Genomic DNA, 21320 nt, shown 5'->3' on the forward strand with positions numbered 1-21320 from the left:
GCAATCACAATGGTTAACCATGCCGCAGGATTAAGGTAATCTGCATGGCATGCAGATTACTCATAGACTCTCTATTTAAAGGGGGGATTAGGGTGCTTTAACGAAACGGAAATCCACGACTCCTGTAGGGGAAAAGTTAAAATTCGATAACTTTTTATTTAATGCGAAATGAAAAGCGTCATGATAAATCGGTTCGATGATATGGAAAGTTTCCAAATATAAAGCGGCTTGTGAAATGAGTTCATTACGCTTTTCTAGATCCCTTTCTTCTTGAATAGTGGTTAGGAGCTCTATGAAGTCCTTATGATCTAACGCATAGGGAGGCACTCCGGAAGGGTGAGCAAAAATTGTTAGAAATGCCATAGGATCAGAAAAATCTGCGAACCATCCTCCCGTAGCTAATGAAAAATGTCCCGAAGCTAATTCTGCTTGTAAAAGAGCAAACTCTTTTCCTGCTATCGGAATAGAAAATCCTAAGGTATCTTTCCATTGCTCACGAATCATCTGAACAAGTAAAGCACTTGCAGAGGAACCTGAAGGAAAGACTAAGGAGTGGCTCTCCAAATCTTTTGATGTGATATTCAGCTCTTCTAAAGATTCTTGAAAGAGCTTTTTCGCTAGATGCTTACGCTGTTCTTTAGAAGGAAGCTCTAAATTCGGGTAGGTATGCAAGTTATTTGGCAGCAAATGTAGCGCGGGCTTTGCTCTATCTAAAAATATTGTAGAAACCAAGGATTCCTTATCTAAAGCCAAAGAGAGTGCTTGTCTTAACTTCGCATGATTAAGAGGGAACTTATTTACGTTGAAAGTTAACCAAGAGGTCCCTGCAACGTCAAAAGAGCGGAGACTTCCTTTGGATTGCAGATGAGATAGCGTCTCAGTTGGGATACGTTCTCCCCAAGGAGGCCCTTGCCAATGCAACTTCCCTTGATTAAACAACAGAGCTGCGGTATTTGCATCTGGGATAAAGTGCACTGTGATCGTTTGAGTTTTTACTGCCTCTTGGTTGTAATAATGAGGATTTTTCTCAAGACGCAGCCACTGCTTTTGTTTAATTTGTTTAGGATAAAAGGCGCTACTGGCGATAGGGAGAGCTAGTTGTGACTCACGTTGTTCTTTATGAACAGGGAAAAAAATAGGTAAGGCTAAAAGTTTTAAAAAATGCGAGGTTGGAGATTCTAGTTCGATGACTAACGTCTTATCATCTTTAGCGTAAAAGCCTACATTCTCCTCAGGAAGCATTCCTTGCTGAATTTTCTTAATGTTTTTAATCGGATCGAAAGCAAAGTTATACACTCCAGAGACTTCTTGACTTACCACTTGTTTCCAAGAAGCAATAAAATCTTCAGCAGTTAGGGGATCGCCATTACTCCAATAAGCTTGCCTTAGATGAAAGGTGTAGGTCTTTCCATCCTCAGAGAGAGAATAGTTTTCTGCGAGTGCCGGTTCTAAATTTCCCGTCTGAGTATTTTCTTGAACCAGTCCCTCATAAATATGCTTAATTAGATTAATATCAGAGAGCAAACGAACTTGGCGAGGATCTAAAGACCTCGGGTCGTCTTTCATATTTATAGAGAGGTGATCTTGTGATTTTCGAAAATTATTACATCCATAAAGCACTAAGGAAGAGGAGACAAGGAAGCTGAGATAGATTCCCAATGATATCTTGCGCATGGATGAATTCCTATAGTAGATTTATCTGAAAGAAACAGCTCTCGTCCTAATCCTGCGATCATCGCAGCATTATCGGTACATAACTTAGAAGAGGGAAAGTATAAAGGCAAATTTAGAGTATTTTTTAATAAATTTTGGAAATACTTATTACTTGCTACTCCCCCTCCGACCAGGATCGATCTGCACGAAATTTTTTTTACAATATTAGGAAGTTTTTGTGCAATGCTCGTGAAAGCAGCTCTTTGAAAAGATGCTGCGATATCACTTTTTTCCGCTTCAGAAAGCTCTGGAAGGGGGGTACGACTATTGCTGTTATTTCCCTTAATTGCGTAAAGAACAGCGGTTTTCAATCCACTAAAGGATAAATCACAACCGGGAACTTTAGAGGGTGAAAAAGAATAGGATTCCTCGCATCCACAGGAGGCAAGCTTTTCTATTAAAGAGCCTCCGGGATAAGGAAGCCCCAGGAATCTTGCCACCTTATCAAAAGTCTCTCCTATAGCATCATCTCGGCTTTTTCCTATTAACTTATATGTTAAAGGATCTTCCATCAAAAACATCGCCGTATGCGCTCCGGAAACCGCTAAGCCTAAAGCAGGAAACTCCACATTTTCTGCTTCCATATAAGCTGCATAAAGATGAGCTTCGACATGATTTACACCAATGATGGGCTTTTGACATCCTATCGCCAAACCTTTGGCAAAATTCACGCCTATAGCTAACGAACCTATTAGCCCTGGGGTATGTGTTACTGCAATAAGATCAATGTCCTCTAGGGAAACTCCCGACTCTTTTAAAGCAGAATCCACAACAGAGGGGAAAACCCTTAGATGAGCTCTGGAGGCCAGTTCAGGAACAATGCCCCCGTAGGCAACATGATCTTGTTGAGAGAAGACGACATTAGCCATAATGTGCCCCTTAGCATCTACCAAAGCACATGCCGTCTCGTCACAAGAGCTTTCCAACCCAAGGGTAAGCATAAAAACCAAAGAAAAATATAAACCAGTGCTCTATAGTAAAGTGGTCTTCTGAATATCAGCAAGGAAAACTTCAAGAGGCAAAATGAAAAAAAATGTAGCACTGGATAAAGCTTTAAAAGAAATTTTAAACGAAGAAGGAGCTTCAACTCAGGAAGAAATTTGCGAAAAACTCTCTTCCTTAGGAATTGCAACGACACAATCTTCTGTGTCTCGCTGGCTAAAAAAGGTTCACGCTATAAAAATCCCTGGGGACAAAGGTGCCCGCTACTCTCTTCCTCCCTCAATAGACGACTCTAGCATCAAACATTTGGTCTTTTCTATCCGTCATAATTCTTCTTTAATTGTCATACGCACAGCTCCTGGTTCAGCTTCCTGGATAGCTAGCTTAATTGATAACAAGTTTGCAGAAAGCATCTTAGGGACTTTAGCCGGTGATGACACCATTTTCATCACACCCATCACAGAATCAACAATTTCCTTAACAGCCAAAGATATAGAAAACTTCTTGCTAGTTTTTTCGGAATAACTGCATGATTATGCTTTATGAGTAAATAAATATGCATGGCTAGTTATGGAACATGTGGTTGCTACAGCAAAGGTGCTATTGCGAGGTTGCGGGTATACGTTATGCGTTAGCGGGATCTCTATATTGTTTGGCTCCTTATTAGGTTTAATTATCGGAACGATGACATCGCGTTATTTTCCTTGTCGTATTACGCGCTGGCTAGGAAATCTCTACGTTACGGTAATTCGGGGCACACCACTATTCATTCAGATTCTTATATTCTACTTTGGTCTTCCTTCCATCATTAGGTTGGATCCTACACCATTAATGGCGGGGTTAATTGCTTTAAGCATTAATTCCTCAGCTTATCTCGCTGAGAGTATCCGTGGGGGAATTAATGCTCTATCTGTAGGACAGTGGGAATCTGCCAAAGTTTTAGGTTATAAAAAGTCGCAAATTTTTGCGTATATCATCTATCCGCAAGTGTTTAAAAATATCCTACCTTCTTTAACTAACGAGTTTGTTGCCTTGATTAAAGAAAGTAGCATTTTAATGGTTGTAGGCGTTCCTGAGCTTACTAAAGTGAGTAAGGATATTGTTTCTAGGGAGCTTAATCCTATGGAGATGTATAGCATCTGTGCAGCTTTGTATCTGCTTATGACATCATTATTTTCTTATGTCGCTAGATTACTAGAAAGAAGGAGGGGTTATGACTGTTAAGGTTAGAAATCTTGCTTATTCGATAAATGATAAACTCATTTTATCCAACGTATCGTTTTCCTTAGAAGAAGGGCATATCACACTCTTTGTTGGTAAGAGCGGTTCTGGGAAAACTACAATATTACGTGCTCTTGTTGGCTTAGTCGAGCCCTCAAGTGGGGACATCTTGATAGAAGGCGAGACTCCCGCGCTAGTCTTTCAGCAGCCGGAGCTTTTCCCTCATATGACAGTTTTAGATAACTGTATGCATCCGCAAATGAAGGTGAAGCATAGAAGTAAAGAAGAAGCCAAAGACAAGGCTTGTAATCTTTTAAAACTTTTAGACATTGAAAACATTTCCACAAGTTATCCACACCATCTTTCTGGAGGACAAAAACAACGTGTAGCTATAGTCCGTTCTCTATGCATGGACAAGCACACGCTGCTTTTTGATGAGCCGACATCTGCATTAGATCCTTTTTCAACATCTACATTTAGACGTCTTCTTGAGTCTTTAAGAGATCAAAATCTTACACTAGGAGTATCTACTCATGACATGCACTTTGTTCAGGGATGTTTAGATCGCGTCTATCTTGTAGATCAGGGAGAAATTGTTAGCACGTATGATAAGCGCGACGGCGCTTTAGATGATGATCACCCTTTAAATCTTTATCTAAATTCCGCGCGATAGATATTTGTAAACAGCTGCGTATGCAGCTGTTCCCTAATGTTAGTACTGTCGCCAACTACAGGAGTAGGCAGCTTGCACGACATAAAGATCTTGAGGACAGGCGCCTTCTTTATGATTTTCTAAATACAGCGCTACACCACCGCAGTTTTTCGGAACGGTAAATACTTGAGAATTTCCAGGAGACAGCTCGACTATATCGTAACTATGTCCTCCTACCATCATAGTGCCTACAGAATATAGGGGAATCTCTATATAGCTTGTACTACTTTGGAGCTCTTCCTTATGATTCCAAGAAGGATAGTCATAACAGGCTCTCAATTTGACGCTAGGCGCTCTACATTCTAACACTGAGGGAATTAAAGCTTTAAGAGTGAGCTCCCAAGTATAGATTCCCGAATATTTCCCGTATAAAACGTTATCATCTAATACAAAGCAACGGCGCTCCTCATTAGAGAAGGTATGCTTTAAAGAATTTAGAGGAAATTTCCCTGAGAGTGTTGAGCTTTTTGTTTCCCAAGTAAAGCCTAGTATTCCTTGGGAAAGAATCTCTAGAGGAAGAGGGTAGTCCACCTTATGACTCAATCCTGTTGAATAAAGAAGATTGGTTTCCATACGTGTAATTTGAGGTGAGAGTAGAGTTTCTTTAGCTTCCTCGGGAAGAGCTCGGTGTTCTAAATAACGCTCGAGATAACCTAAAGATATGGCATCGGAGCGCTCTTCAGGGTTTGCTAATCCTGTAATTCTATAACCATCCATATCTACAATACCACGAAATTTCCCCCCGGATACCGGCATCACTTGAAAATTAAAACCTGTTATCGCTTTGTCATGCCTTTTAGTTTTTTCGTATGTTTCGTTAAGCTTATCCAGGATAGGAGATAACTGTTTCCCTACATACCCTACGGATGCTGCATGAGAATCTCTAGGATTTTTAGGAGTCTCTAATCCTGAAATCGTATGATTATTCATATCAATATCTCCCAAGAGCCTACCTCCAGATAGAGGTAAGAATTTCTCATAGATCTCTATCAAAACATCTCGAACAAGGTAGCTTTGATCATTGATGGACTCATCAATACCTTCTCCTATAAGAGTCTTTAACTCCCTCAATTCTTCTAAAAGACTTTGAAGAGAGAGTTTCATAAGACGCGTATCCGCTTCTAAAGCTTGAACTTTCTCCTCCGTTGTTTTTGTATTTAAGCTATCAATGTCCTCAGCATGTTTCATTAAAACGGTCTTGATCCCTTGAATGTCTGCGTGAATCTTATGGATATCTAAATCCACAAGATCCTGTGAATTTCCCTTTATCCTCTCTACCATAGTTATGGTCTTTTGAATCATAGAAGCCAGAGGCTCGTTCCTATTACTCTTATTGTTAGCCGTAGGGTTAAGGAAAGAATTTCGCTTTCTCATAGTTTTATCCTGTACAAAATAATTAATTATTATTTTGCGAATTAATAAAACTAGTTAATTAATAAAACACTATTTTATTATTAATTAAAACCGCCTACCCTTATTGGCACTATTATCTTCGGGTGCCTCTTGAGGTTTTTCCCAAGGTAGGGGAGATACGGTTTGCGGAGGCGTCGAATCCCCTAAGGAGGAGAAGAGTTTATCCGCTAAGGTGCTGAATGGGCTAGCGATTGTGTAGCTTTTTAATAGAGCGATACGTGCGTAAGCTGAGGACCAATCCACTTCTGGAGAGGAGATAGCCCCTCGGATTTTGATAAGAAAGAAGTTCTTTGTTTTTAACGAAGTGTTATGGAAGTATTTCTTAATGACTTCGGGATCAATTCCTAGGGTCATGGAGATTCTATCTTTGAGAATATTAGTTTTTCCCCAAAGGGCTAGGCGTATTCTATTATCAATGAGAGCATCAAAGCGCTTACAGATAATGGATCCTTTTTGCACTGAGAAAAATATCGGTGTGAACCAGGATTCTACGAATTGTTTACTCTCTTCAATATCCAGGAATTTGAAGAGATCGTACATAGTTCCTGTATTAGCGATGGCAACCTTACCGAAGTCTAAACTTGCTGCTTGAATACGGAATTCTTCAAATGAGTAAGGGGAAATCGGCAGATAAAAGTTCTCTTTGCTTACCTGTAACAATACGGGGTGTTGTGAATAGGCATTTCCTGAAATTAGCGGGTTAAATTCTTTAAAGAAGGCGTTATTAATCTCTTCATTGATGTATAGGGTAGCGATAAGGTCATCTTCTAAAAGGATCGCGTTTTCTTTTAAGATGAGTGGGATGTACGCTTGGAGGTTCGCGGAATCTACCTTTACCGTTATAGGCCCTTCTCCTCTGAGAAAATGATGTGTCATGCCTACATGAATTCTTTGCCCCGCCAATGAAGAAATTTTGACTTTTACATTCGGAGAGATGGGGAAAATTCCTGTAATGAATGGGGAGGGAATATGCTTCCATTCTGCAGTTTGTTTAAATTCCCTTTCTGAGGGGTTTAGCAGGTGCTCTACAGAACCTTGAATAAAAAATTCTGCGGAAATTTTACTATCTTGATTGGGCACAAGACAGCTTCCCTGAAGATCATACTCTACCTTGGTATCTAGATTACTTGAATATAACGATCCTGATAGGTTGTTAATGATGAAGGTTTCTTTAGATACATAATCGTAGAAAATCAGAGGGTTTGTTGATAAGGAGCCTTCAAAACCACCTTCTGTAAGCAAGGAAAGACAAGAAAGTCCTGATTTTTGCTCAGCACAGGAGAGTTTGTAGATATCCAATCTAGCAATAGCTGTTCTATGCAATGTACATGAAGGAGCACACGAAGCTTTCTCAAAAAAACTTGCGTAGCGTTCTGAAGTGATCTCCCATTGTAAAGTCCCTTGTGTTTTTGAAGATAGCATTAGGGAATCATCCATAACCAAATTTATATCACCCTTAAGAGCTTCTGTTGTCACAGCAGAATGAAGAACAAGCCTGTCTTCTTCTTTTGGATTGTAGAGAACAGAAAATGTCATATTTCCTGTAGGGCCGATATAGGTCGACAAATTGGCTTCTTTTTGTTGGATCCTAAGAAGCCTATCGATAGGAAAATCTATGATTTCTCCAGAACTTTGAATTTTTATGTTGTTGATATCTATAGACTTTTGAGGATCTACAACAGAGACCAAAACATCGGGAATAATGATCCTAGAAGGAGGAAGTATAGGATCTTCAGGATCTTCAATAACAAGTTGTGTATTTCCCTTAGTAAGATAGCGTGCACCGTCTGTATGAAAAGAAAAGCTCGCTTTAGTCAGTTGTAGGGGAATTAACTTTGAGGAAACCATGCTTAAAGGCAAGTCACGAAGCTTGCCATGAACTAAAGTAGAGCAAGTATCGGGACGTATAGGTTCGTTAGGTCTTCCAAATTTCCCATGAATGAAAACTTCATTTTCTCCGGCAGTAATTTTTCCGGAAAATTTGGGGAAGTAGATATGTTTTTTCGCTATTTGTACTTTTCCTGAAAACGTAGCTTCAGCATAAGAGAATTGTTGAGAAAATTTTTTCTTTAAGTTGTCTTCGAGATGGTAAGTAGCACTACCTTGAAATAGCAAAGCTTGTAGGGTTCCTGAGGATGTGCAATTCATCTTTAATAGGGAGTTATCGAGATCTGCCTCAGCTTTTAACTGTGAATTCTTATATTCCCCTCGAATCTCTAGAGAATAGTAGGGAACTTCTAGGGGGATATTAATGATAAAAGGTCGTGGGAATAACGCACGCAAATACGTATGCGGTAGCATCGATTGTTGTAGAAGAAATTCCGTACGATGTTTTTTACTATCAATGGTCATCATCCCATTGATATAGGATTGTGCAGCGCCTCCAAATACAGCTACCGAAGATCCACGGATATGTGTATAGCGTGCGCTTTTCTTAATTCCCACACTGACATTTCTCATCTGTATGGAAAGATTCGGGTCTTTCGGGGATAGTGAAACCAGGGGAAGATTAGCCTGTAAGTTCGCTTCTATAGCTCTCCATTGGGTGAAGTCTAAAGGAATCTTTGCATTAGCGACATGAGCGCGGATCTGCTGGCTAGAAATTCGCGTGGGACAAGAAAATAACTCCGAGCATAGTAAGGAAGCAATTTTCGGTTGTAGTTCTATAAATGAGGGGCTGCCCTCAACTATGTAAAATATAGATTGGTGAATATATCCCTGAAGCTTTGCTTGAATTTGGCTTCCCTGGGCTGTTGCTGTCATAAGGATTTTACCGTTACTATGATTAGCAGCAGCATGAAGATCTATAACATCCTCTTCAGAAAGCATACGATCCATAACAGGGGAGGCTAGGAATAACTTAAAAAAGGATGCAGGGACGGAGTTGAATTCTGCGACAATATTAACCTTAGGAGTCACTATACTCTCTATGAATACTCTTCCGCTAACATTATCTTCGGTAACAATCCCTTTAACTATGAGCTTTTCTGGAGTCTTTTCAACATAAAATCCCGAAAGCACTAATGTAGCCCCTTTAATCGTCTTCATGCTTATAGAGCCATGTTCGGAAAGTATGGAGCTATGTGCTAAATAAGAAAGAAACACTCCTGGATCGAGATGCCCTACCGAGGGTTTTTCTATAGTTGAGGACTCATCAACTTGTAATGACCATCCTGATAAGGCTATGCCTTTAGGGCGTTTATAAAGAAGTAATCTCAATAAAGACCCATTAACTTCTATCTTCTCCGCAGAGAACAGCTCCCCCTCTTTATTTTTCCCAACAACTTTGACTTTTTTTGCATATTGAGGTCCTAACCATGATAACTGCAAATCTTCAACATCACAGGAAAGCCCTGTTTCCTTATGAACCAAAGATAGAAAGAGATATTTTCCGGATCCTTTAGAAAGCAGCGGGGGCAGGAAATAGATAAACGTTAGGAGCAATCCCAAGCTTATACTTATCCCTAAAGTCTTATACCAAGATCTTTGTTTCATTTTATCTTTCCAGCGATATCCGAGAGAGTGAGGTTGTAAGGACTTTTCGTTGCTTGATCAAACATATCTCTCAGACTACTTTGTATTAAACTTAACGCTGTGTCTGGATGGATTTGATTAAAGGTTTTCAGGTGTAGAAGCTTCTCAACAACATCTTTAATAGTAAGCCCTGAAATATTATGCGTAGGCTTATACGCTTTCTTATAAGAAAGAATTAAGCCTTCATTTTCCAAGATATCCAAAGATTGGAATATCTCTCCGATAGGAATCTTAGAATTTTTGGCTATGCTCCTTGCTGTGGGAGACGTAAAAGCCTCATCAAAATCTCTCGAGATCACAGAAAGAATATAGGTACACACCACAAGTTTTACATAGCAATTCGGCAAGTATTTTTCCGTAGGAAGAATGAAATTGCATCCTTGATTTTGAATAAGAAAAGTAAACGCTCCTCCAAAAAGATACAGCATCGCGTAGAGATAAAGAAGAAGTAGAAATGAAGGTAGCGCGACTAAAGCTCCATAAGTAAAACTGTAGTTAAATAAGTAAAATTGCAAACAGAAGAAAACCTTCTGAAAAAAGATCCAGAGAGTTCCTGCTGTGAGCGCCGCGATTAACGCGGCTGTCTTTTGCACAGAAACTCTAGGCAGAAAAGCATAACAGCAAAATAACGCTAGATAAATGAATAAATAGGGAGTCAACCGTGAAAAGACATATAAAATGGTAATAGAGTGGCTTAAAGAAAAGAGCTTTGCATAGGCTACAGGCATGATTTGCGTAATGTAAATCCACGAGCCGCAAACAATAATAAAGATCATTGGGCTGACAAGCGTAATGATGAAATACGCGATTAATCTCTGCACAGATATCGGAGTCCAACCTGTTCTAAAGATCTTATTCAAACCATCTTCTAAAGATAAAAGCATAAGAATCCCTGCCCAACAAAAGACAAAGAAGCTACCCACCAATACCAAACCGATATTGCTTGTTGTAGCATTGTGCGCTGCCGCTACAATTGCTAAAATGGGCTCTTTATAATCAGGAAACCTAACTAGAAGCCATTCTTTCCAATCAAGATTTGCAAAAAGATGCTGAGACAACCTTAGGAAAAAGACCAGTATCGGAATGCAGCTGAACAAACCATAGTAACTTAAAACACACGCTTCCTTAGACACCTCATTTTTCACTAAAACTTGGGGAGCCAATAAGAACGACCTAATGATTCGGTTATTTCGAAATCCCGATTTTGGATTCTTTTTCTTTCTAGAAAATATCGAGAGCTTTCGAAACATAGTTAAATCAAAAATGCATTTTTTACTTATTTTAATAAAAAACGATTATTTAATACTAAGTTTTATAAATTTTATTTTATTAGTTCTTATGAGTTTTAATACATGAGATCATTAAGAATAATGGAAACTCTTCGCGACAAAGGTTTTCTGCTTTTGCGTGTGCTCCTATGGATTTTTTCGGTGATATCCACTCTTCCATATTCTCAATAACGAACCCATATTTTGATAATGCTTGGGTCCAATAACTTAGAGGAAAGTGAAAAGAAATAGAAGATTCTGACTGTTTTTTCCCAGGGTGTGCAACAATCGAAACGGTTATTTTAGAAAGATAGCGATCGATCTTTCTTGAAAGAAGCTTTTTATCTTCGTCGTAATGCCACGAAGACACTCTAGGAATACGAAAACAAGGATGATTTAACACCATAAAGAACCGGCCTCCATCGTTAAGAAGCTTCGAAGTGTTTTTAATCGCTCGCTCTGGGGTTTCCATATTTTGTAGCGACAAAATAGCTACAGCATGGGAAAAAGACTGGGGAGTCTCTAGGACTAACCTTTTTGTAAGATCTTGGATTTTAAACTCATGGTCTCGTGACTTTCTCAATTTCCTTGCTATAGAGATCAAGCTCGGAGAGATATCTAACCCTAAATATCCGCACTCCTTAGGAATGGCTCTTTCTAAAATTCCCTGGCCACAACCGATATCCACCAAAGAATCTTCAGATTGTAGATTCATTAGGGGAAGTAGCTTAGGAAGAATGACCTCTTTATGATAATAATGCCCCTCTCCCTGAACGATCTTATGATAATCTTCAGCGATGGGCTCCCAGGAAGTAGAATTTCTTTCTGTTTTCCTAGAAGAGTGGTGCTTTTTATTGGATGAATAACGAGACATTAGAAAGGAAATTTATAGAGAGATAAAAAAAAAGGCAAGAGAAACTCTCCATGCCTTTTTATTACTAAAGATTCTTGATTCTCATATCAGGAAGGGGTGGCTCGTTATCACCTACAGCTTTAACCCCTTCTGCTGTTCGCTCATATACCCGACTTAACTATCTTTATGCTCTCCAGCATCAGATTGATTTTCATCTTGGGGTTGCGCGCTATCATCTTGTGAAGCTTCCTCTACGGTGGAGGACTCTGCACCATCCTGAACCATAACACCGATAAGACGACTTTCAACTGCATGTAAGTTAGTTGTAGAGTCCTTTAGAAGGGTTGTGGATTCCTGTAGAGTCGCAATTGAATGGGACAATGTTGAACAAGCCTCTTCTAACTCTTGTTTACGCTTTTCTAAAAACCGCACTTGCTCTTCTCTAAGTTGAGCATCAGCTTTTAGTTGCTCTATTACGGTTTTATTCTCTGTTATAAGCTCTTTCAATGCATTCAAATTGGTTCTTAACTCAGTTACAGAGGACATCATTGCCTGAACAGCTTCTTGAGAAAAGGTCTCTTTCAAAGACTGAGCTAATTTCTCAAATGGAGAGAGCATGGTTTCAACTTTAGTACCAACAGACTTAAACTCTTCCAGACTGAGTTGGAAATCCGCAATAAGTGCAGTAAAATCACCGGTATTCGCTTCAAGCCTATCACCAAAATCCGATAATCTAGTATGTAGTTGTTTAAGTTGGTTAATTTGCTCTGAGAGCTCAACGTTAACAGCTTTTAGATTTTCTACTGCGGTATGTAAACGCGTGTTTTCTTCGCCAAATTGCTGAATTTGCTGTTTCATGTGACGGACCACTTGAGACGGTGTGCCATCTCGAATTGCCGTAATAACGATCACAAAGGATACAAGCATGATCGCAAGCATAAGAATAAGAGAAGGCGTTGAGATAACGCTACCGAGATATAAGCAAACTAAGGCTGCGATACCAACAACAAAGAGGGCGATGGCAGCGATAATTTTAACAAGATAGCAAATCCTTTGAAGTAGTGGGCTTCTTCCTTCAGGCTCGATAGCCGTTTTAGCCCCTACAGCAGCAGCTGAAGAAGTTGGAGCTTCTATTGAAATGGGTATAATTTTATTGTTGTCGAAATCCTTACCATGATCTCCAAAAGTAGGTGAGGACGCTCTCGATATTACAGGACTTGTGTTGTCTGTGGATACTGTCATGGGGTTATTTCCATCTTAAAAAATTAAATTTGACACAGACTAATTACATGAATGTATAAAATCAAGATCTTTACCAAAAGTTATGCCGTTGATTTTCATAGACAAAGAAAAAATATAAACTCTAAGCAACTGAGGAGAAATAGGATTTTTGGGCGTTTTTATAAAAATGCTCTCTCAAAGATTTGAGAGATTATTTTGAACAAAAGAAGTGATTCCCGCATTTTTCATGTAAATCCAACAAGATCTCTAGGAATTTTAATCAAAAGATGTAAGAATCTACGTCTCTGAAGTTTTTCTTGTAGATATCTTCTTTTCGGGGATATGGTGAGATAAATGATTTGCTAACTACACCTTAGAGAGGCTTCTTTAATTTTGATGTGTTTGCAATAGGCAATAAGTGAATAAAAAACAACGTCAGAAAACATTAATCGCCCCCTCAATTATGGGAGGAGACCTTGCATGTATAGGTGCAGAGGCAAAAAAAATAGAAGAATCTGGAGCGGATCTCATTCATATTGATGTTATGGATGGGCACTTCGTTCCCAATCTGACTTTTGGCCCAGGAGTCATCGCAGCAATCAATAGATCCACAGACCTCTTCTTAGAAGTTCATGCGATGATTTATACGCCTTTTGATTTTATAGAAGCCTTTGTAAAGGCTGGGGCTGATCGTGTCATCGTGCATTTTGAAGCCTCCGAAGATCTCAAAGAATTATTAGCTTATATTAAAAAATGTGGAATACAAGCAGGGCTAGCTTTTTCTCCAGAAACCTCTATAGAATTCATTCCTCCATTTTTACCTTTCTGCGATGTTCTATTATTAATGTCGGTACATCCTGGATTTTGCGGTCAGGGATTCATTCCTGATGTTCCTGATAAAATTCGTTTTACAAGACAAGCACTTAAAACTATGGGTCTGGAAGATTCCTGTTTGATTGAAGTGGATGGAGGAATAAACGAGGCTTCTGCAAAAGAATGTCGCGAAGCAGGTGCGGATATTTTAGTCGCTGCATCCTACATGTTCCAAAAAGATGCGCTGACTATGGAAGAAAAAGTTTTGCTACTTCGAGGAGAAAATCATGGTATTAAGTAGCCAACTCTCAGTGGGAATGTTTATTTCCACAAAAGATGGTCTTTATAAAGTCGTAGCGGTTTCTAAAGTTACAGGGAATAAAGGGGAGTCTTTTATCAAGGCTTCGTTAAAAGCTGCTGATTCCGACGTCATTGTTGAAAGAAATTTTAAAATTGGCCAAGAAATAAAAGAAGCCCAGTTTGAATCTAGAAATCTAGAGTATCTCTATATTGAGGATGAAAACTTTCTTTTCTTAGATTTGGGAAATTATGAAAAAATTTATATTTCTAAAGAAATCATGAAGGATAATTTTTTATTCTTAAAAGCAGGGGTTACTGTTTCTGCTATGGTTTATGATGATGTTGTTTTTTCTATAGAGTTGCCCCACTTTTTAGAGTTGATGGTATCTAAAACAGATTTCCCTGGAGACTCGCTTTTAATTACCGGGGGGACAAAAAAAGCTTTATTAGAAACCGGGGTCGAAATTACAGTACCTCCTTTTGTAGAAATTGGAGATATCATAAAAATTGATACGCGTACGTGTGAATATATTCAACGCGTATAACTTCAGGCTAGAAGATAAGAGAATACAGGTATGGATTTAAAGCAAATAGAAAAGCTCATGATTGCTATGGGAAGAAATAGCATGAAACGTTTTGCGATAAAACGTGAAGGGCTAGAGCTTGAACTGGAAAGAGACACAGGAGACAAACCTAATCAAGAACCTGTATTTTACGATAGTAGGTTATTTGCTGGTTTTTCTCAGGAACGTCCTATTCCCACTGATCCTAATAAAACAGTAGCAAAAGATGTGGCTTCAGAAAAAACAGAAGCCGACTCCCAACAATCTCCGGGAGATTTTATTAGCTCTCCTCTCGTAGGAACATTTTACAGCTCTCCTTCTCCTGACTCTCCCTCTTTCGTTAAGCCCGGGGATATGGTTTCTGAAGATACGATTGTTTGTATTGTAGAAGCTATGAAAGTTATGAATGAAGTTAAGGCCGGAATGTCTGGTCGCGTTGTCGAAGTCTTAATCACCAATGGTGATGCAGTACAATTTGGATCTAAGTTATTTCGTATAGTTAAAGCTGAATAATGAAAAAAGTCTTAATAGCTAATCGTGGGGAAATTGCGGTACGTATTATACGTGCGTGTCATGATCTTGGCTTATCCACAGTCGCAGTATATTCCCTAGCAGATCAAGAAGCTTTGCACGTGCTATTAGCAGACGAAGCTGTTTGTATAGGAGAACCTCAAGCTGGGAAATCCTATTTAAAAATATCTAATATTTTAGCTGCTTGTGAGATTACAGGTGCAGATGCTGTTCATCCCGGTTATGGTTTTTTAAGTGAGAATCCGAATTTTGCTTCTATTTGTGAAAGTTGTGGATTGACTTTCATTGGCCCTAGCTCAGAGTCTATAGCGACAATGGGAGATAAAATAGCGGCAAAACAGCTGGCTAAAAAGATTAAATGTCCTGTGATTCCAGGTTCTGAGGGCATTATCAAAGACGAAGCTGAGGGATTAAAAATCGCTGAAAAAATAGGCTTCCCTATAGTGATTAAGGCTGTTGCTGGTGGTGGTGGCCGGGGTATCCGCATCGTTAGAGAGAAAGATGAATTTTTCCGTGCTTTCTCAGCGGCGAAAGCAGAAGCAGAAGCAGGATTTAATAATCCTGATGTTTATATTGAAAAGTTCATTGAAAACCCAAGGCACTTAGAAGTCCAGGTCCTTGGAGATAAGCATGGCAATTATGTCCATCTTGGAGAAAGAGACTGTACGGTACAAAGACGTCGGCAAAAACTGATTGAAGAGACTCCTAGTCCTATACTCACTCCAGAATTACGTACCAAGGTAGGGAAGGTTGCTGTAGATCTAGCGAGAAGTGCCAACTACCACTCTGTAGGGACTGTAGAGTTCTTGTTAGATAAAGATAAGAAGTTCTACTTCATGGAAATGAACACGCGTATTCAGGTAGAGCATACGATTACGGAAGAAGTTACAGGGATTGATCTTCTTAAAGAGCAGATTTATGTAGCGATGGGGAAAAAGCTTGCTTGGAAACAGAAAAACATTGTTTTCACGGGGCATGTTATCCAGTGTCGTATTAATGCTGAGGATCCGAGCAATAACTTTGCCCCATCTCCGGGTCGTTTAGATTACTATCTTCCTCCTGCGGGGCCTTCAATACGTGTGGATGGAGCTTGCTATAGCGGCTACGCTATTCCTCCTTACTATGATTCTATGATTGCTAAGGTGATTTCTAAGGGAAAGAACCGTGAAGAGGCTATAGCCATTATGAAGCGTGCTTTAAAAGAGTTTCATATTGGAGGGGTGCATTCTACTATACCTTTCCATCAATTCATGTTGGACAATCCACAATTCATCAATTCAGACTATGATATCAACTACGTTGATCATCTTCTCTCTCAGGGGAATACCCTATTTTAAAAGTTCTTTGTAATTCTCGTGTCTAGAGATTCGTTCTCTAGACAGGTTTGTTTCTTTTTTAATTAAGAAATCTTAATAAAATTACTTGCATTAAAAACTGTTATAACAATTAACGCTTTTTGTTATAATGTTTTAAGATTGTTAAATTTTATTTAAATATTTTTAATCTTTATGAGAATACACGAAAGTTTTTGTTTAAGTTCTTTTAATAAAGAACCGAGTTGCTTTGATAAGGTTTTATCTACGGTAGATCGTTATTTCTATTTCGGCGGGAAACAGATAGAGATTGTTGCTAGAAATGAAAAAACACGAGAACTTTTCTGTCTTACTAGTCCTGGGCGAAATGTCTCTATTGTAGAAAAGGTTTTGAAAATCCTTTCTTATTTCATATTCCCAATTGTGCTTACTGCTCTGCTTGTACGCTTCTTACTGTATAAAATATTACATAAAAATCATAGGGTGGTCTTGATCAATAGCCAAGAGCCCTGCACACCGATTGGTCTCTATTTAAAAGAGGCTATAGCCATCCGTGATAAGTTCATGGATTTACGTGGTAAACTACGTAATAACAATGAACTTAGAAGAGCTCTTATAGGTGAGGGACTGTGGGTAGAGCATTTTTATCTAGATGAAACCTCGACTCAACTCTTGCTTACGATGACCTCACAGCGTTTCTCGGATATAGCCTTTACCTTTGTAGTTCCTGCTACAGCTAACGTAATGCCGAAACCTGAGGATCTGCAGTGCTCTATAATGGAGCATTTATGGAACTGTACAAAAGCGATAAACGTTGCTCAACGAAAGAAATTAGACAATTTAATCCTTAGCAAACCTGTGGGTATCAGTGTACGCGATGGCGTGCTGATTCATCATATTCATAGTATCCATCTACACGAGAGATCTTTGAATAAAAAGAACGTTTCCACAAGTGTTGAAGAGCATAATAACCTACAGAATTGCTTAAATGATCTTGTGAACTTTACTGTAGCAACAGGTTATCATGGGAAGGCATTTGCAAAATCGCACAGGAAATTTGTCTGCATGGATAATGCAGAAAATCTCTATATGACTCTGGTCATTGACCCTGGCCACGTATGTCAAAGATGCCCAAATAAAAATGCGGAGATAGAAAATCGCGCTTCCTGCCTAATGCCGATACTTAAGAGTGTGCCTCCAGAGTATCTTAAAGGGATGTTAGGACAGATCCCTAGCTCGATAAAATCTAAGATAGAAAATTTACACTCCTTATTGTCTAAACAATTCTTAAACAACACTTTGGACATCCAAGCGCCTTTATTTTCTCCTGATGCTCTACAGGGGCAAATATCAGATGAAGAAAAGAAAGAATTAGTGAAAAACTTCCTAGGGTTTATCTCGAAAAGAGCTGTTGTTCAAAATGACCAAGGGCGTCCTAGGGTGCTCTTCTACAAGCATGGGCAAAGTTATCCTGGAGGAGGCGACGGAGTATTGATTAATCAGCTGAATAATTATGGCTCTATGTTCTTCAAGACTACCGGCACTCAGGAAAAATGTTTAGGGGAGAGTATTATGGATCAGCTGGTGCATATGGGGATCTTCTCTGAATATGAAAATACCGACACGATAGTTTGCGCCTATTTTGACTAGATTTTTAGGTTGATTAAAGATTAAAAATCCCGTCTGTAATATGATGTCAGCCGCTTAACCTCAATAGAATGAGGAATAAGCGGCTATTAAATTTAAAACATTAAGGACTGGCAAGAAATACGAAATTTTAACCAGTAAAACACACTCTGAAATACTTGAGGGGCTGTCTTTTGAGTAAAGTATGACGACAACAGCAAGAACATTATGTTAAATTCTGTAACATTTTCACCTATCTATACTCCTAATCGGATAGAGAAAGTCTCTGCTTTTCTAGATTCCTATTTTTATCTAGGAGGGAAGCGAACAAAGGTTATAGATAAATCAACAGAGCTCGGCCTTAGATTTGCTATACAAGATCAGGGACGGGAAGTATCTACTGCTGAAAAAGTCTTAAAAATACTCTCTTGGATCTTTATTCCTATTGTTATTGTAGCTTGGCTGCTAAGGCAAGCTTTGCATTTATACTTACATCTTACCTATCCGTGTGTATATCTTGATGCACCGTTATCGGAAGCTCTTCAAAAAGACATCATCACCACGTGTCAAAAAATAGCCTACGCTACCAAATTTAGAACTATTTTAACGACAGAAGAAGAGGCTTGTCAGGAGCTCATAGCTGAAGGTATTACCCTAATAAAGCCCGAAGAAGAATTTGCAAATGTTCTTCCTGAAAGGTTTTACCTAGATTCTCGGACATCTCAAACGTTTTATATTCTAGGGAGTCAGCAACAATTAAGCGCTCTTTATCTGAACCTTTACGACCTCATCCTGTCAGGAAGAAACCTTATTTCTGAATCCGAGTTAACAGGGAAGAAAGATAAGAAATCTATAGAGAAAAACTTAAAGGATAATTTCGGAATTACAGCAAAGATTTCCCGACTTCCCAATCAGAAACAGGGGATACATCACGGGCTAAAAGCAGAGTTTTCTTTCGAGTACTATCCTGAGTATACCTGTACCTTGAACGATGATTCCATAAGCATTCATAAAGCAGCCCCCTCACCTCAGATCGATTTAGAAGAAGCGACTGTTGCGAGATTTGTAAGAAATGTCTTGGAAGCACGTCATAAAGAAAGTAGCACGTTTATATCTTGGCCGAAATACGTTGGCTGCGACATGAGCTCAGGAATCGTTGTTTTAGATGATGAGGAAGAATATAAACAATTAGTTGTTAGTAGTCCCCAAGGAGAAACTGCGGCGAATCTTTCGCTTTTTTCAGTGCAATCTTTTATAGATTGCTATCGAAGCATGAAAAACCGCCATGTAGTTCCCTATATCTTAGGGCAGCAGGCGGCTTTCAAACACCGTCAAAACAAATACCAACTGATTATGAATGAGTCGGGGAGCCGCCTACCCATGGATTCGTATGAAAGTAGAAAAAACGTGATGTCTGCATTTTTACGACAGGTCCCTAGTACCTTCTTAAAAGAAGTATTAGAAGAGGCGACTTTTGAGGAGGTTGCGGCAGCGTTAGACTCTTTAGATCATCAAAAGATAGCCCGCGCTTTAAATCTAGATGAAGTTAGAATTCCAAAAGCATTCATTTTACAAAGAAGACCAGATTTAAGAGGCTGTTCTGATAAACAGATCAAATTAAAATTAGCTATCCAGTTGATTGGGGGAATTTTATCAGATCTAACTGCTCCAGAAATCTTCATACATTATAAAGAAAAAGATGATTCCCCTCAGAGATTCAAAACAACTTTCTGGGGACATCTTGCTGATCCATCGGGACCGGGTTTGCCGGACTCTATACTTGCACAATTAGAACGCATGCACGTTATTGATGGATATTCAGAAGTCAATCGTGGGATGTACGTCCGTTTGAATCTTGTAAATACGGACCTCTAAAATATAAATCTTCCCTATGCAAACATGACAATGAGCGCTGTATTGTATAGATAACAGTATGCGCCCTTTTAGGGCGCGTACTGTCTTTTTTCACTATATATGAGGTTCTATGTTTAAGTCGGGGTTGTCCCTTGTTGATGGAAGCTGGGATCGAGATCGCAAGTAGAATGTTTAATCAGACGGCACTCTCTTATATCAGCTTCTTCTGGATCACCAAGATAACTACGTGCCTGCCGACAGAAATCATTGTACAGTAATCTCCACTGATTCTCTATAGAGCCTGGTTGGTAGAACCTCGCCCTTCTAGCTTCAATATGTTCCTGAGAAGCGCTATCTCTACAATACATATACGTATGTCTTAATAAGGAGTAGGCAGTAGACATCATATAAAATGTCTTATAGTATATTGAATTCTGTCTTGCTAGAGCTTCTAAATTTGAAGTCGCATCCTGATGTGCTGCTCGGTAATTTTCTAAATCTAGCAAAGAACGCACACTAATCGCATAGGATAGTTGTAGAAATTCTGTAGAAACGCGTGTAAATTCTGGATCAGTCCAAAGCTGATCATCGGGGAAAGAGAGTTCTCTAGAATCATCTATACGCAATAAATTTAAGAATTGATTGTGCCTTTCTCCTCTTAAAGCACATAAATAGCGAATATCATCATCTATAGGGGGACGTAAATATCCACATGTAATAGGCTCTATTCTTGATCTCTCCGCATCAAGCGTCTCAGCTGCAAATTTCAAAGCCTCTGCCCCTATAGGATCTATGTCCACTCGCGCACCTACTGACGCACCTACTGAGGCATCTTCGGGTTCTCTTGGAGTCTTTAAACAAACCTTCACTGCAATCAAAAATGCACTGAATGCAATGGCTCCAAGAACGATAAAACTCAGGCCAAGGCCTCCTAAAATCAATAAAGGAAGGCTAGCACAACTAGCGAGTCCTAAAGCACCAAGAATTACGAAAATTATTGGGATTGCACATCCGATGATACTGCCACAAACCACAAGAGGTTTGGATTGGCATAAACTTTTCTTCGGCTCAATATTTTCTAATGAAACCTGTCTGCCCAAGATGCTATTTATAAAAGCCATAAAATCCTAAAAATAAAAAACAAATCGAAAAATTCTAATTTAAACAAAAATAGAAGTCAATTTTTTTATTTTTAAGTCCTCTAAACAAAAATATTTAGAAAATCTTTGTCCTACAGTTAATGAAATTTTATCTTTTTGAAGAATTTCAGTTTAAATTCGCGTGCTGAAGACATTCTAGGGGCATACCTTCTAAGATTACAACACATCGGGCTCTGCATCTCAAAGCTATGCATTGCTATATTTCTAAAATGACCACGATATACGTAAGCGCTTCTAAGCGTAGCTTTTACACAGAAAACTATTGTATTAATATTTTTGTTCC

At 39.0% G+C, this 21320-nt stretch carries 17 protein-coding genes; 9 read left to right on the forward strand and 8 right to left on the reverse strand.

The features are described 5' to 3' along the window. Nucleotides 1-87: 87 nt before the first annotated feature. Both CCA_RS02735 and tsaD read right to left on the reverse strand, forming a co-directional pair. Entirely contained in the window at nt 88-1674 is a 1587-nt protein-coding gene (locus tag CCA_RS02735) for a peptide ABC transporter substrate-binding protein (RefSeq protein WP_011006499.1), read from the reverse strand. Further along, nucleotides 1620-2654, reverse strand: coding sequence for a tRNA (adenosine(37)-N6)-threonylcarbamoyltransferase complex transferase subunit TsaD (gene tsaD / locus CCA_RS02740; RefSeq protein WP_011006500.1), 1035 nt, complete (start codon nt 2652-2654; stop codon nt 1620-1622). The genes CCA_RS02735 and tsaD overlap by 55 nt, the downstream gene beginning before the upstream one ends. Before the next feature lie 82 nt (nt 2655-2736). On the opposite strand from tsaD, the gene argR reads away from it, so the two are divergent. From argR to CCA_RS02755, 3 genes are read left to right on the forward strand one after another with little or no spacing between them, the layout of a single operon-like run. Further along, nucleotides 2737-3180 carry an arginine repressor gene (gene argR, locus CCA_RS02745; RefSeq protein ID WP_011006501.1) on the forward strand — a complete coding sequence of 148 codons (444 nt, stop codon included), beginning with the start codon at nt 2737-2739 and terminating at the stop codon, nt 3178-3180. A gap of 45 nt (nt 3181-3225) precedes the next feature. Then, complete coding sequence (locus tag CCA_RS02750) at nt 3226-3879, forward strand: amino acid ABC transporter permease (protein ID WP_011006502.1); 654 nt, start codon at nt 3226-3228, stop codon at nt 3877-3879. Then, nucleotides 3869-4549 (forward strand): ATP-binding cassette domain-containing protein, encoded by a 681-nt coding sequence (locus CCA_RS02755; RefSeq protein ID WP_011006503.1) that lies wholly within the window; start codon nt 3869-3871, stop codon nt 4547-4549. Before CCA_RS02750 ends, CCA_RS02755 begins: the two co-directional genes overlap by 11 nt. A 39-nt stretch (nt 4550-4588) precedes the next feature. Here CCA_RS02755 and CCA_RS02760 read toward each other — a convergent pair whose 3' ends face one another. From CCA_RS02760 to incA, 5 genes are all read right to left on the reverse strand, one after another. Continuing rightward, on the reverse strand, nt 4589-5962 hold the full coding sequence (locus CCA_RS02760; protein WP_011006504.1) for a hypothetical protein: 1374 nt from the start codon (nt 5960-5962) through the stop codon (nt 4589-4591). A gap of 84 nt (nt 5963-6046) precedes the next feature. Then, nucleotides 6047-9496 carry a hypothetical protein gene (locus CCA_RS02765; RefSeq protein WP_011006505.1) on the reverse strand — a complete coding sequence of 1150 codons (3450 nt, stop codon included), beginning with the start codon at nt 9494-9496 and terminating at the stop codon, nt 6047-6049. Then, nucleotides 9493-10785 (reverse strand): YhjD/YihY/BrkB family envelope integrity protein, encoded by a 1293-nt coding sequence (locus tag CCA_RS02770; RefSeq protein WP_011006506.1) that lies wholly within the window; start codon nt 10783-10785, stop codon nt 9493-9495. The genes CCA_RS02765 and CCA_RS02770 overlap by 4 nt, the downstream gene beginning before the upstream one ends. A 79-nt stretch (nt 10786-10864) precedes the next feature. Next, on the reverse strand, nt 10865-11677 hold the full coding sequence (locus CCA_RS02775; protein ID WP_011006507.1) for a class I SAM-dependent methyltransferase: 813 nt from the start codon (nt 11675-11677) through the stop codon (nt 10865-10867). A gap of 153 nt (nt 11678-11830) precedes the next feature. Beyond that, complete coding sequence (incA, locus tag CCA_RS02780) at nt 11831-12898, reverse strand: inclusion membrane protein IncA (RefSeq protein ID WP_011006508.1); 1068 nt, start codon at nt 12896-12898, stop codon at nt 11831-11833. Nucleotides 12899-13295: 397 nt separating this feature from the next. Here incA and rpe point away from each other — a divergent pair, with 397 nt between their 5' ends. From rpe to CCA_RS02810, 6 genes are all read left to right on the forward strand, one after another. Then, on the forward strand, nt 13296-13991 hold the full coding sequence (rpe, locus tag CCA_RS02785; RefSeq protein WP_011006509.1) for a ribulose-phosphate 3-epimerase: 696 nt from the start codon (nt 13296-13298) through the stop codon (nt 13989-13991). After that, a complete protein-coding gene (locus tag CCA_RS02790) occupies nt 13978-14535 on the forward strand; it encodes an elongation factor P (RefSeq protein ID WP_011006510.1) in 558 nt (185 codons plus the stop codon). The genes rpe and CCA_RS02790 overlap by 14 nt, the downstream gene beginning before the upstream one ends. A 30-nt stretch (nt 14536-14565) precedes the next feature. Further along, nucleotides 14566-15066 (forward strand): acetyl-CoA carboxylase biotin carboxyl carrier protein, encoded by a 501-nt coding sequence (gene accB / locus CCA_RS02795; RefSeq protein ID WP_011006511.1) that lies wholly within the window; start codon nt 14566-14568, stop codon nt 15064-15066. After that, complete coding sequence (gene accC / locus CCA_RS02800) at nt 15066-16421, forward strand: acetyl-CoA carboxylase biotin carboxylase subunit (RefSeq protein WP_011006512.1); 1356 nt, start codon at nt 15066-15068, stop codon at nt 16419-16421. Before accB ends, accC begins: the two co-directional genes overlap by 1 nt. 171 nt (nt 16422-16592) lie before the next feature. Continuing rightward, entirely contained in the window at nt 16593-18047 is a 1455-nt protein-coding gene (locus CCA_RS02805) for a DUF648 domain-containing protein (RefSeq protein WP_011006513.1), read from the forward strand. Between the two features lie 204 nt (nt 18048-18251). Next, complete coding sequence (locus CCA_RS02810; RefSeq protein WP_011006514.1) at nt 18252-19898, forward strand: DUF648 domain-containing protein; 1647 nt, start codon at nt 18252-18254, stop codon at nt 19896-19898. 113 nt (nt 19899-20011) lie between these two features. On the opposite strand, the gene CCA_RS05295 is transcribed toward CCA_RS02810, so the two are convergent. Beyond that, a complete protein-coding gene (locus CCA_RS05295; protein WP_011006515.1) occupies nt 20012-20998 on the reverse strand; it encodes a hypothetical protein in 987 nt (328 codons plus the stop codon). Nucleotides 20999-21320 lie beyond the last annotated feature (322 nt).

This window comes from Chlamydia caviae GPIC (assembly GCF_000007605.1).
GTDB classification, from domain to species: Bacteria; Chlamydiota; Chlamydiia; order Chlamydiales; family Chlamydiaceae; genus Chlamydia; species Chlamydia caviae.